This is a genomic window from Pandoraea eparura, from assembly GCF_902459725.1.
Taxonomy (GTDB): domain Bacteria; phylum Pseudomonadota; class Gammaproteobacteria; order Burkholderiales; family Burkholderiaceae; genus Pandoraea; species Pandoraea eparura.
This window is the reverse complement of sequence record NZ_CABPSH010000002.1, coordinates 147,638-159,378: the sequence shown is the minus strand read 5'-3', so window position 1 is coordinate 159,378 and position 11,741 is coordinate 147,638. Positions and strand designations below refer to the sequence as shown.

At 65.7% G+C, this 11,741-nt stretch carries 11 protein-coding genes; 8 read left to right on the top strand and 3 right to left on the bottom strand.

Going from position 1 to position 11,741, the window contains the following annotated elements; genetic code table 11:
* Nucleotides 1-158 precede the first annotated feature (158 nt).
* The 3 genes from PEP31012_RS04825 (at nucleotide 159) to PEP31012_RS04815 (ending at nucleotide 2,354) form a co-directional block, all read left to right on the top strand.
* The gene (locus PEP31012_RS04825; RefSeq protein WP_150588221.1) at nucleotides 159-575 is read left to right on the top strand and encodes a CopD family protein; all 417 of its coding nucleotides are present in this window, start codon (nucleotides 159-161) and stop codon (nucleotides 573-575) included.
* 106 nt (nucleotides 576-681) lie between these two features.
* Nucleotides 682-1,302, top strand: coding sequence for a 2-hydroxychromene-2-carboxylate isomerase (locus PEP31012_RS04820; RefSeq protein WP_150588220.1), 621 nt, complete (start codon nucleotides 682-684; stop codon nucleotides 1,300-1,302).
* A gap of 71 nt (nucleotides 1,303-1,373) precedes the next feature.
* Nucleotides 1,374-2,354: an NAD(P)-dependent oxidoreductase gene (locus PEP31012_RS04815; RefSeq protein WP_150588219.1), complete on the top strand. Its 981-nt coding sequence runs from the start codon at nucleotides 1,374-1,376 to the stop codon at nucleotides 2,352-2,354.
* A 122-nt stretch (nucleotides 2,355-2,476) separates the two neighbouring features.
* On the opposite strand, the gene PEP31012_RS04810 is transcribed toward PEP31012_RS04815, so the two are convergent.
* The gene (locus PEP31012_RS04810) at nucleotides 2,477-3,322 is read right to left on the bottom strand and encodes a MurR/RpiR family transcriptional regulator (RefSeq protein ID WP_150588218.1); all 846 of its coding nucleotides are present in this window, start codon (nucleotides 3,320-3,322) and stop codon (nucleotides 2,477-2,479) included.
* Nucleotides 3,323-3,623: 301 nt separating this feature from the next.
* Here PEP31012_RS04810 and edd point away from each other — a divergent pair, with 301 nt between their 5' ends.
* The 5 genes from edd (at nucleotide 3,624) to PEP31012_RS04785 (ending at nucleotide 9,570) form a co-directional block, all read left to right on the top strand.
* Nucleotides 3,624-5,456 carry a phosphogluconate dehydratase gene (gene edd, locus PEP31012_RS04805; protein ID WP_174978155.1) on the top strand — a complete coding sequence of 611 codons (1,833 nt, stop codon included), beginning with the start codon at nucleotides 3,624-3,626 and terminating at the stop codon, nucleotides 5,454-5,456.
* A 36-nt stretch (nucleotides 5,457-5,492) separates the two neighbouring features.
* Nucleotides 5,493-6,119: a bifunctional 4-hydroxy-2-oxoglutarate aldolase/2-dehydro-3-deoxy-phosphogluconate aldolase gene (gene eda, locus PEP31012_RS04800; RefSeq protein WP_150588217.1), complete on the top strand. Its 627-nt coding sequence runs from the start codon at nucleotides 5,493-5,495 to the stop codon at nucleotides 6,117-6,119.
* 110 nt (nucleotides 6,120-6,229) lie between these two features.
* On the top strand, nucleotides 6,230-7,585 hold the full coding sequence (locus PEP31012_RS04795) for a GntP family permease (protein ID WP_150588216.1): 1,356 nt from the start codon (nucleotides 6,230-6,232) through the stop codon (nucleotides 7,583-7,585).
* 70 nt (nucleotides 7,586-7,655) lie between these two features.
* The gene (locus tag PEP31012_RS04790) at nucleotides 7,656-8,189 is read left to right on the top strand and encodes a gluconokinase (RefSeq protein WP_150588215.1); all 534 of its coding nucleotides are present in this window, start codon (nucleotides 7,656-7,658) and stop codon (nucleotides 8,187-8,189) included.
* A 49-nt stretch (nucleotides 8,190-8,238) separates the two neighbouring features.
* On the top strand, nucleotides 8,239-9,570 hold the full coding sequence (locus PEP31012_RS04785; RefSeq protein ID WP_150588214.1) for a THUMP domain-containing class I SAM-dependent RNA methyltransferase: 1,332 nt from the start codon (nucleotides 8,239-8,241) through the stop codon (nucleotides 9,568-9,570).
* 78 nt (nucleotides 9,571-9,648) lie between these two features.
* Here PEP31012_RS04785 and PEP31012_RS04780 read toward each other — a convergent pair whose 3' ends face one another.
* The gene (locus PEP31012_RS04780) at nucleotides 9,649-10,770 is read right to left on the bottom strand and encodes a hypothetical protein (RefSeq protein ID WP_150588213.1); all 1,122 of its coding nucleotides are present in this window, start codon (nucleotides 10,768-10,770) and stop codon (nucleotides 9,649-9,651) included.
* A gap of 163 nt (nucleotides 10,771-10,933) precedes the next feature.
* Nucleotides 10,934-11,695: a 5'-methylthioadenosine/adenosylhomocysteine nucleosidase gene (locus PEP31012_RS04775; RefSeq protein WP_150588212.1), complete on the bottom strand. Its 762-nt coding sequence runs from the start codon at nucleotides 11,693-11,695 to the stop codon at nucleotides 10,934-10,936.
* Nucleotides 11,696-11,741 lie beyond the last annotated feature (46 nt).

Genomic DNA, 11,741 nt, shown 5'->3' with positions numbered 1-11,741 from the left:
ACCCGACGCACGATGACGCCGCAGGCCGCGTCGCGTCGATTTGTCGCGGTGCCAGAGCCTGAGCGCGCAGCACGTTGCCCTTCGCGACGCGACGGATTGTTGTACATTGCTTGCTGTTCAAAATATTCGATGGCCTGCGTGCGGGCCGCCCGTCCCCGATGCTCTGGATCAAAGCGCTTCATATCGTTTTCGTTGCCTCGTGGTTCGCCGGCCTGTTCTATCTGCCGCGCATCTTCGTCAACCTCGCGATGGAGAGCGATCCCGCCGCCACGCAGCGTTTGCTGCTCATGGCCCGCAAGCTCTATCGCTTCATGACGATATTGGCGGTGCCCGCGCTCGCTTTCGGACTGATCCTTTGGCTGTACTACGGGATCGGACGTTACGGCGGCTGGTTGCACGCCAAGCTGCTCGTCGTGGTGTTGCTGCTCGGGTACCACCATGCGTGCGGCCGCTTGTTGCGAAAGTTCGAAACCGGACGCAACACCCATTCACATCGCTGGTATCGCTATTTCAACGAATTCCCGGTGCTGGCGCTGCTTGCGGCGGTGATCCTCGTGGTCGTCAAGCCGTTCTGACGGGCCGGGCCATCATTCACGCACGTCGTCACGCATTGCCCGCATTGGCCGCCGCACCGTCCAGCGCCCACCGACGCCAACCCCCGATAGCCGAAAGGAGTCTGCCGTGAGTCTGACCTGTGATTATTTCGTGGCGCCGCCGTCGCCCTATGTCTACCTGGGGCACGCCCGCTTTGTCGAGCTGGCACGTCGCTATGACGTGCAGATCCAGTTGAAGCCGATGGATATCGGCCGCATCTTTGCCGGCTCGGGCGGCCTGCCGCTGGCCAAGCGTGCGCCGCAGCGCCAAGCGTATCGTCTGGTTGAGCTGGCGCGCTGGTCCCGATATCTCGGCCTGCCACTCAACCTGGAACCGAAGTGCTTCCCGGTGGCCGGCGATCCGGCGGCGCGGTTGATCGTCGCCGCGCAGCTCGCGCATGGCACGGATAAGGCGCTCGCGCTGACGGCGGCCATTTCGAAGGCGCTGTGGGCCGAGGAGCGCAACATCGCCGACGAGGCGACGTTGCTGGCCATCGCCGACAGCCTGGCGCTCGACGGCGCATCGCTGCTCGCGGCGTCGAAGACGTCTGGCGTGCAGGCGGCCTATGACGCCAATACCGACGAAGCCGAACGCGCCGGCGTCTTTGGCGCGCCGTGGTTCGTGTTCGACGACCAGCCCTACTGGGGCCAGGACCGTCTCGATTTTCTCGAACGGGCTTTTGCCGACGCGCAGGGCGCTCGGCGCTGACCCGGCAAACCGATCATGTCGCCCGCTGCCCGCGCGTGCTGGCAGCGGCAATCCTCGAAGGAGTGAAGCGGATGAGTCGTCCGGAAGTGGTGTTGTACAAGAATGTGCCGCCAGACGTGCGCGCGCGGTTGGCCGAGGCCTTCACGCTGGCGGAATTCGACGGCGTGAACGAGGGCAATCGTGCGGCATTCCTGGCGGCGCTGGGCCGCGCCGAGGGCGCCGTCGGCGGGGGCATGAACGTCACGCCCGCGTTGCTGGACGCGGCGCCCAGGCTCAAGGCCTGGGCCACCATTTCCGTGGGCTACGATCAGTTCGACGTGGCGGATCTCACGCGTCGCGGCATCGTGCTGATGAATACCCCCGATGTGTTGACGGAAACCACGGCGGACACTGTCTTTGCGCTGATTCTGTCGAGTGCCCGGCGCGTGGTCGAACTGGCTGAGCTGGTGAAGTCCGGCGGTTGGACGGCGAGTCTCGACGAGGCGCATTTCGGTACCGACGTCCAAGGCAAGACGCTCGGCATCGTCGGCATGGGCCGCATCGGTGGCGCGGTCGCACGTCGCGCCGCACTCGGTTTTGGCATGAAGGTGCTGTACAGCAATCGTTCGCGCAACGAAGCCGCCGAGCAGGCGTATGGCGCGCAGCATTGCACGCTGCCGGCGTTGTTGGCGCAAGCCGATTTCGTCGTGACGCTGGTGCCGTTGTCGCCGGCGACTGAACGGTTGCTCGGGGAAAAGGAGTTCGCGCAGATGAAGCCGGGCGCGATCTTCATCAACGCGGCACGCGGCAAGGTGATCGACGAGGCGGCGCTGATCGATGCGCTGGCGTCGGGCCATCTGCGCGGGGCGGGGCTCGATGTGTTCGAGCGCGAGCCGGTGTCGGTCGATTCGCCGTTGCTGAAGATGAAGCAAGTGGTCGCGCTGCCGCATATCGGCTCGGCAACGCACGAGACGCGCCATGCCATGGCCGCGTGCGCGGCGGACAACCTGATCGCCGCGCTGACCGGCAAACCGCTGCGCAACGCGGTCAATCCGCAGGCGCAGCCACGCTGAAAGCGCGCGCGAGAGCGAGGGCGCGGAGCGCGTAAGCGACGTGAGCGACGTGAGCGTGAGGCGCCTGTGCAGCGTGAGATGCGTGAGATGCGTGAGACGACGGGGATGGGCGATCGCAGTGGCTATCGCCCCTCGTTCGTCGTCCTGCGGCGGTTGATGACTTCCTTCGCGCGGGCGAGTTGTGCAGGCAGGCGATCGCCCAGACGCAGCGCCATGCCCACGGCGAGTACGTCGCCGATGGCGAGGTGCGCGATACGCGAGGTCAGCGGCGAGTAGACATCGGTGTCTTCGTCGACGTCGGCGAAGAGCGCCACGCTTGCCTGCCGCGCCAGCGGCGAGTTGCTGTGCGTGATCGCAATCACGCTCGCGCCGGCCGTGCGCGCCAACTGGACGGCTTCGAGCAGATCCTGTGTGCGTCCGGTGTTGGAGATCGCCACCACCACATCTCCTTGGCGCAGCAGCGCGGCCGACATCCCGTAGACGTGCGGGTCGCTGTACGCCACGGCCGGCACCCCGAGCCGGAAGAACTTGTGCTGCATGTCCTGTGCGGCAATCCCCGATGCCCCCGCGCCGTAGAACTCGATGCGCCGTGCCCCGGCGAGCAGTTCGATGGCTTGCCCGATGCTGTCGGGCGAGAGGTTGTTGCGAACCTGCATGAGGCTGCCGATGGTGCGGTCGAGCACCTTGCTGGCGATGCCCGGCACCGGCTCGTCGGGTCGGACGTCGCGGTGTACGAATGGCACCCCTTGCGCGATGCCCTGCGCCAGCCGGATCTTGAACTCGCGATAACCGCTGCATCCCACCGCCTGACAGAACCGCGCGATCGTCGGCTGACTGACGTTGGCGCGCTCGGCGAGTTCGTTCATCGACAGATCGACGACTTCGCGCGGTGCGTCCAGCACATAGGTCGCGAGCTTGCGCTCGGACGGGCGCAATTGGGTCAGCGTGGCTTCGATTCGGTTCAGCATGGCAGGCATCGACAAAAGCAGGCGCCCACTATAGCACCCGCCGGCCCCGGCGCTATCGGGCCGAAGCCGGTATCGGCGTGGGCGAGATCCGATGAGAATGTACAAAAACTACAGAAATTCATCATTCCGCATTATGGGTTTGTATTTCTCAATACGGCAATAATTCGCGTAACTACTGGAAATTAATAGGTACAAGCCCGGATGCCGACGTCTTTCGATTGATGCGATGTAGAATTTCTACTAAACTCCGCTCCGAATCGCACCTGCCCTGGGTGCGTCGCAAATTCTGTCCCCCGGCATGATGTCTGAGCAAACGAAGCCCCTGCACCCGACCGTAATGGCTGTCACGGCGCGCATTGCCGCGCGCAGCCGCGACACGCGTGCGGCGTACCTGGCCCGCATCGACGCGAGCGCCGGCCGCTTCCCGCAGCGCGGTGCGCTGTCCTGCGCCAATCTCGCGCACGGTTTCGCCGCCATGCCGGCCAACGACAAGCTCGTCCTGCGCGAACAGCGTCGCCCGAACGTCGGCGTCGTCACGGCCTACAACGACATGCTCTCGGCGCATCAGCCGTACGAGTCGTATCCGGCGCGACTGCGCGAGGCCGCGCGCAAGCTCGGCGCCACGGCGCAGGTCGCGGGCGGTGTGCCGGCGATGTGCGACGGCGTTACGCAAGGCAACGCGGGCATGGAACTGTCTCTGTTCTCGCGCGAGATCATCGCCATGAGCACGGCCATCGCGCTCTCGCACAACATGTTCGACGCCGCGCTGATGCTTGGCGTGTGCGACAAGATTGTGCCGGGCCTCGTGATCGGCGCGTTGCAGTTCGGTCATCTGCCGACGATTTTCGTGCCGGCCGGTCCGATGGCGAGCGGCTTGTCGAACGACGAGAAGGCGAAGATCCGCCAGGCGTATGCCACCGGCAAGGTCGGCCGCGAGGCGCTGCTCGAAGCCGAATCCCAGGCCTATCACGGCGCGGGCACCTGCACGTTCTACGGCACGGCCAACAGCAATCAGCTCCTGATGGAAATCATGGGCCTGCATCTGCCGGGCGCGGCCTTCGTGCATCCGCATACGCCGTTGCGCGACGCGCTGACCGATGCTGCGCTGGCGCGCGTGCTGGCCATCGGCGCCGACACGCCCGACTACACCCCCATCGGCCACGTGGTCGACGAGCGTGCCGTCGTCAACGGCATCGTCGGCCTGCTGGCCACGGGCGGCTCCACCAATCACACGCTCCACCTCGTGGCGATGGCCCGCGCGGCGGGCGTCGTCATCGATTGGGATGATTTCGACGCCTTGTCGGCGGTGGTGCCGCTCATGGCACGCGTCTATCCGAACGGCAAGGCCGACGTGAACCATTTCCATGCGGCAGGCGGCATGGGTTTCCTGATCGGCGAATTGCTCGACGCCGGCCTGCTGCACGGCGACGTCAAGACCGTGGCCGGTCCGGGCCTCGCACGCTACCGCGCCGAACCGTGGCTCTCGCCCGACGGACTGGCGTGGCGCGCCGGTAGCGCCTACAGTGGTGATCGTGACGTCCTGCGCGGCCATGCCGAAGCGTTCGCGCCCGATGGCGGGTTGCGGCTCATGCACGGCAATCTGGGGCGCGGCGTCATCAAGGTGTCGGCGGTCAAGCCGGAACATCGGCGCGTGGCCGCAACGGCACGCGTATTTTCGTCGCAGGAAGCGGTGCAGGCCGCGTTCGACGCCGGCGAATTGCGCCGCGACGTGGTCGTGGTGCTGCGCGGCCAGGGCCCGCGCGCCAATGGCATGCCCGAGCTGCATCGCCTCACACCGCTGCTCGGTGTCTTGCAGGACGAAGGGTTTGCCGTGGCGCTCGTGACCGATGGCCGGATGTCCGGCGCCTCGGGCAAGGTGCCCGCCGTGATTCACGTGTCGCCCGAAGCGGCGGGCGGTGGGCCGCTGGCGCGGGTGCGCGACGGCGATCTGATTGTGCTCGACGCGAACGCCGGCATGCTGCACGCCGAGGTGTCCCCGCAGGCATGGGCGGCGCGCGAGACGGTTGAGGTGCCGGCCTCGGGCGACGACACCGGGCGTCTGCTTTTCGGTCACATGCGCGCGGCCGTGGGCGCGGCTGAAGCCGGCGCATCCGTGTTCTTCGGTTCTGAGTGACGTGCCGGTCACGTCGCAGCATTCAAGGAAAACGTAATGGACATCAATGACATCGTTCGTGCCGGCCCCGTGGTTCCGGTGCTCCAGTTCGACAGCGTCGAGCAGGGCGAGCAGGTCTCTCGCGCGTTGCTCGCGGGCGGCGTGCGGGTACTCGAAATCACACTGCGCACCCCGGCGGCGATGGACGTCATTCGCCATGTGGCGGGGCTGTCCGACGAACTGATTGTCGGCGTGGGCACGCTCACGCGCCCGGAAGAAATGGCGCAGGCCGTGGCGGCCGGCGCGCGCTTCGGCGTCTCGCCGGGCTACACGAGCGCGCTGGGCGCGGCGGCCAAGGCGGCAGGGCTGCCGCTGCTGCCGGGCGTGGTGACGCCGTCCGACATTCTCGCCGCGCTCGCCGACGGCTACGACATGGTGAAGTTTTTCCCGGCCGAACCGTCGGGGGGCGTGCCGATGCTCAAGGCGCTGTACGGGCCGTTCCGGCACGTGCGCTTCTGTCCGACGGGCGGTATCAGCGCCGAGTCGGCGCCGTCGTATCTCTCGCAGCCGAACGTGGTGTGCGTGGGCGGTTCGTGGTTGACGCCCAAGGCGCTCGTGGACGCGAAGGATTGGGACGGCATTACCCGTCTTGCGCGTGCGGCGAGTGCCTTGCCGCGCCGCTAGGCGAGGCAAGGCCGGTTTCATCGAAGCAACGCATCACATCCCACAATTCCAATAATCGGGCGCAAGCCCTTCGGGCATTCGCCCATCTAGCCAAACGAGGAGACCCCCCCATGGTCGCGGTGCAAGGCAACTTGCTGCTGGTGTACGCGCTAGTCGCGGTAATCGCGCTGATTGTGCTGATCGCGCGCTTCAAACTGAATCCGTTCATCACGTTGATCGTCGTCTCGCTCGTGCTCGGGCTGGCGGTGGGCATGCCGATGGGCGGTATCGTCAAGGCGTTCGAGACGGGGGTGGGCAACACGCTGGGGCACATCGCGCTGGTGGTGGGGCTTGGTACGATGCTCGGCAAGATGATGGCCGAGTCGGGCGGGGCCGAGCGCATTGCGCGCACGCTCATCGGCGCTTTCGGTGAGAAGAACGTGCACTGGGCGATGGTCGTGATCGCGTTCATCGTCGGTCTGCCGGTGTTCTTCGAAGTCGGTTTCGTGCTGTTGATTCCGATTGCGTTCAACGTCGCCAAGCGCACGGGCACGTCAATGGTGCTCGTGGGCATTCCGATGGTGGCCGGCCTGTCGGTCGTGCACGGTCTGATTCCGCCGCACCCGGCCGCGTTGCTGGCCGTGACGGCCTATAACGCGGACATCGGTCACACCATCATGTACGCACTGATCGTCGGCATTCCGACGGCGGCGATTGCCGGCCCGCTGTTCGCGAAGCTCATGGCGCGCCACGTGGTGCCCAATCCGGACAATCCGCTGCTCGCGCAGTTCGTCGAAAAGGACCGTGCGTCGAACGAACTGCCGGGCTTCGGCATTACGCTGTTCACGATCCTGCTGCCGGTGATCCTGATGCTCATCGGTAGCTGGGCCGACCTGTTCTTCACGCCGAAGACGTTCGCCAACGATTTCCTGCGCCTGATCGGCAATTCGGTGATGGCGTTGCTGATTGCCACGCTCGTGAGCTTTTTCACGTTCGGCAAGCAGCGTGGCTTCAACCGCGACCAGATTCTGAAGTTCACCAACGAGTGTCTGGCGCCGATCGCCACCATTACCCTGGTGGTGGGGGCAGGCGGTGGTTTCGGGCGTATTCTGATGGACAGCGGCGTGTCGAAGGCGATCGTCGATGTGGCCACGCACGCCAACCTCTCGCCGCTGTTGCTGGGCTGGCTGGTGGCGGTGCTGATCCGTATCGCGACGGGCTCGGCCACGGTGGCGATGACCACGGCGTGCGGCATCGTTGCCCCGATCGCGGCGGCCGCCGGCGCCACGGCGAAGCCGGAATTGATGGTGCTGGCCACGGGCGCGGGGTCGCTGATCCTGTCGCACGTCAACGACGGCGGCTTCTGGCTGGTCAAGGAGTATTTCAACATGACCGTGCCGCAGACCTTCAAGACCTGGACGGTTTGCGAGACGATCATTTCGGTTGTGGCGTTGTTGCTCACGCTCGGCCTCGCCACGGTGGTGTGAGGTCGCGATGCGGGGCGTGCAACAGCGTCAATACGCTGACGCGAGTCAGCAGGTGACAAGGAGGCGAGCCATGATCGTCGTGGTAATGGGCGTATCGGGCAGCGGCAAGAGCACGGTCGGGCAACGGCTCGCCGAGCGTCTGGGCTGCGGGTTTTCGGACGCGGATTCGTTTCACAGCGCCGCGAACATCGAAAAGATGCGGCGCGGTGAGGCGCTTGACGATAACGACCGCGCCCCGTGGCTGGCGGCGATTCGCGAGGCGATCGTCGCACGTCGTGTGGCTGGACGTGATCACGTGTTCGCGTGTTCGGCGTTGCGCTCGCGCTATCGCGACGTGCTTGGCGAGCACGACGGCGACGTCGTGTTCGTCTACCTGAAGGGCGCCCCCGAGGTCATCGGCGAGCGGTTGGCCTCGCGCGGCGGGCATTTCTTCGACCCCGCGCTGCTGCAAAGCCAGTTCGATACGCTCGAAGAGCCGCGCGACGCGCTGGTGATCGATATCCGCGAGTCGCCCGATGCCATCGTCGAGACGCTGTTGCACAAACTTGCCGCCTGCCCTGGCGGCGCGGCGCTGACGCCTGCCGGGTCGGCGCGCGTACAATAGCGGTTTATTCCCTCCGCCGGCACCTCGCGTGCCGGTCGTACGCATCGAAATGGCATCCTTCGAATTCTTCGCGCCCTGTCCTCGCGGACTGGAAGAGGCGCTTGCCGCCGAACTGGCTGAACTGGGGCGTCTGGCCCCCGTGTCGGTCGGCAAACAGGTGCCCGGTGGCGTGCATTTCGCCGGTCCGTGGGCGGCCGGCATGGCTGCCAACCTGCATTCGCGCATCGCGAGCCGTGTCCTGCTGCGCGTGGCCCAGCAGGGCTATCGCTCGGAACAGGACATCTACGAATTCGCCCTGCGTCAGCGCTGGGAAGAGTGGTTCGGCTATCAGCAGACCCTGCGTGTGGATGTCACCGGTATCAAGGCGCCGGTGCGCAGCCTCGAGTTCATTACGTTGCGCATCAAGGACGCCGTGTGCGACCGTCTGCGCGAGAAGACCGGTGCGCGGCCGAACATCGATACGTCGGAGCCTGATGTTCGCGTGTTCGCCTTCCTGACCGCGACCGACGCCACGCTCTATCTCGACACGTCGGGCGAAGCGCTGTTCAAACGCGGTTGGCGTCTGGACAAGGGCGCCGCGCCGTTGCGCGAGAATCTGGCCGCCGGCATTCTGCGACTGGCCGGCTGGCGCACCGATACGGCCGCCGACATGGTGCTGTACGACCCGATGTGCGGCAGCGGCACGTTCCTCGCGGAGGCCGCACAGATCGCCCTGGGCGTGCCTGCGGGCGCGGGCCGACGCTTCGGCTTCGAGAAGCTCAAGGGCTACGACATCACGGCGTGGCAGACGCTGAAGGTGCAGGCCGCCGAAGCGCAGCGCGACGCCCGCGTGCGTGGTGTGCCGTCAACGATTTTCGGCAGCGATATTTCGGGCGACATGCTGGTCAAGGCGCGTGCCAATCTGGAGCGTGCGGGCGTGGGCGACATTGGCCTGAAGCAGGTCGATGCACGTGACATGTCGCCGCCGGTGGATCGTCCGGGAATCATCGTGGCGAACCCGCCGTACGGCGAGCGTATCGAAGTGCGCGGGCGCCGTGGGCCGCGTGATGGTCGTGACGGTCGTGATGACGACGAGCGTTATTCTCCCGAAGTGCAAGGCAATCGGGGCGGGTTTCAGCGTAACCAGCCGGATGGCGTGGATGCCGAGTTCTTCCGTGCCTTCGGCGACGCCCTCAAGCAACGCTTCACGGGCTGGAGCGCCTATCTGCTGACGGCCGACATGAGCCTGCCGGGCCAGATGCGTCTGCGCGAATCGCGCCGCACGCCGCTGTACAACGGTGCGCTCGAATGCCGCTTGTTCCGCTTCGACCTGATCGCCGGTTCGGTGCGCAAGCGCGGCGATAGCGAAAGCAAGGGCGAAGACAGCGCACCGCAAGCGTAAGCGCGTCGTTGCTCGAGAGTAAAAAAGACCGGTGATTGCCGGTCTTTTTGCTTTCCGAGCGACGCGAATCGGGCGAGGTTACCGGCTATCGTCGGAGGAAACCGTGAGTCGATAACCGCGGGCCGGGGATATGGCCAGCGATGCGTTTGCCGATGAGTTTAGCGATAAGATCGGCGGCGGCGCGACGCGCACTGCCCGTCGCCGGGACGGCGACGCCTTACGGCGGTTCCGCAACTCGCTCGGCTGGATGGGCGCTTGGGCCGGATCGAACGTCAGGTTGTCGGGGTCGGATAGATCACTGTCGTAGTCGGGGCCGGTGCGGGCAGGATGGCCCGCAAGGTCGAGGTAACCGATCAGCGTCACGTTCCTGAGCCAACGCTCCGTTTCGCAGGTCACAGGATGGTGGGACACGATGTCGTCGCGGAAGGTCGCACCGCGCGGGTCCGGAGATATCTCCCAGAGACCATTACGCACCTCCCAATGCGGCCAGACCTGCCCGGTGGTGCCGTGATGCGTGTGCGCCAACGCCTGATACGCCCGGCGGCAGGCGTCGCGCACGCAGTCGTCGTCCGTCCGATCCATGGTCGCCATTTCAAGCAGTTCCCTGAGACTTCCCGTCTCACTCGTCGACGCGCTGTAGAAATACACCCACTTGTTGGTGACGTCGAACGACCACGGCACGGCGACGTCATGACCGAAAGCCTGCAGGATGCGTAGTGTCAGGACGTCGTCGGCCACATGCACGGTCTCGTCTCGCTCCAGCACCGATCGTGCCCACGCGTTGAGATTCGGCGTCAACACGAGTCGCTCGAAGATCGTCCATTGCGTCGGACGCGCGAGCAGTCGTTGCAGGAGGTCGACGGCAATCGCCCCCGGCAGGCCGGCATCTCTGAGCAAGTCTACCGTTACCTCATGGTCCTCCAGCACCGCAAGCCGACGCAGCGCAAGCCGCTGTTGCGCATCGCGTGCGAACTCGCCGATGGGGGTCTTGCCAATGTAAGGCTCGATTTCGCGTCCGAACACGCTATCCGGATGCTCGGCGGCGAGTGCGACCGCCTCTTTTGTTGGATTGCATTTGGGATTGAGGGCCCGGATCTGAACCACGTCGCTCCAACTGAGCGACCGATAGATCGGCTCGAGGGCCAACGCATTCAGGTGCGCCGCCGTGCCTGGCGCGACGTGACAGTTTCCAACGTTCATCGACAGTTTTCCTTCCGACAATGTGAGAGGAGGCATTGTCGGGAAGGATGCCGGCGCACGATGTCGAGATCGCACGCCGGAATTGTCGAAACGGGGCGGGTGATGCGCACGCCGTGTTCCGGCGCGGATGCCGCGAGGCGCCGCCGATGGCGTGCTCGCCTGCCTACGCCGGCTTTGCCGTCAGAAAGCGGCGGAGGATACCGTGCGAGTAGTGGCTGGCCACGTCGCGCAGAAATCGTGCGAAGTCGATGTGGGCGTCGTCGTCGGCCGCATCGGAGAGCGTGCGCATGACCGCGAATGGGATGCCGTACTCGTGACACACTTGTGCCACGGCCGCGCCTTCCATCTCCACGGCGAGTGCCTCGGGCAACGCAGCGCGCAGGCGGTCGACTTCCTGCGCACTTGAGACGAACCGGTCGCCACTCGCGATCTGGCCGATGTGCACGCGCGGCGTGGTCATCTGCAATTCGTCGCGCAACGTGGACGACACCTGTGCCGCCATCTCATCGGCGAGCCATTCGCGCGTGGCCTGTGCGAGCGCGTCGCGCAGTGCGGGTGTGGTGTCGAAGGCGGCGCGGCCGAGCAGCGGGATTTCGTAGCGAGGAAAGAGGGGGCTGGCGTCCATGTCGTGCTGCACGAACGTGTCCGCTATCACCACGTCGCCGGCGGACAACCCGTGGGCGAGACCGCCCGCCAAACCGGTGAAGACGATTTCATCGACGTTGAACCGGTGGATAAGTGCGGTGGTGGTGGCCGCCGCCGCGACCTTGCCGATGCGTGCAAGCACGATGACACAGTCGTGTCCGTGCAGCGTGCCCACATGGTAGTCGCGCATGCCGATGTGTTCGACGTGGGCCCCGGGGGCCATTTCGGCGAGCAGATCGGCGATTTCTTCATGCAGAGCAGCGACGATACCGAGCGTCATGACGCGATTCCAGCGGGCAATGAGAAGCGCGCATTGTAGCGCGGGG

Excerpts from the sequence above, each read along its gene's own strand:
- PEP31012_RS04790 (WP_150588215.1), top strand. The coding sequence starts at position 7,656 with ATGATCGTCGTGGTAATGGGCGTATCGGGCAGCGGCAAGAGCACGGTC.
- PEP31012_RS04795 (WP_150588216.1), top strand. The coding sequence starts at position 6,230 with ATGGTCGCGGTGCAAGGCAACTTGCTGCTGGTGTACGCGCTAGTCGCG.
- PEP31012_RS04815 (WP_150588219.1), top strand. The coding sequence starts at position 1,374 with ATGAGTCGTCCGGAAGTGGTGTTGTACAAGAATGTGCCGCCAGACGTG.
- PEP31012_RS04775 (WP_150588212.1), bottom strand. The coding sequence starts at position 11,695 with ATGACGCTCGGTATCGTCGCTGCTCTGCATGAAGAAATCGCCGATCTG.
- eda (WP_150588217.1), top strand. The coding sequence starts at position 5,493 with ATGGACATCAATGACATCGTTCGTGCCGGCCCCGTGGTTCCGGTGCTC.
- PEP31012_RS04825 (WP_150588221.1), top strand. The coding sequence starts at position 159 with ATGCTCTGGATCAAAGCGCTTCATATCGTTTTCGTTGCCTCGTGGTTC.
- PEP31012_RS04810 (WP_150588218.1), bottom strand. The coding sequence starts at position 3,322 with ATGCTGAACCGAATCGAAGCCACGCTGACCCAATTGCGCCCGTCCGAG.
- PEP31012_RS04785 (WP_150588214.1), top strand. The coding sequence starts at position 8,239 with ATGGCATCCTTCGAATTCTTCGCGCCCTGTCCTCGCGGACTGGAAGAG.
- PEP31012_RS04780 (WP_150588213.1), bottom strand. The coding sequence starts at position 10,770 with ATGAACGTTGGAAACTGTCACGTCGCGCCAGGCACGGCGGCGCACCTG.
- edd (WP_174978155.1), top strand. The coding sequence starts at position 3,624 with ATGTCTGAGCAAACGAAGCCCCTGCACCCGACCGTAATGGCTGTCACG.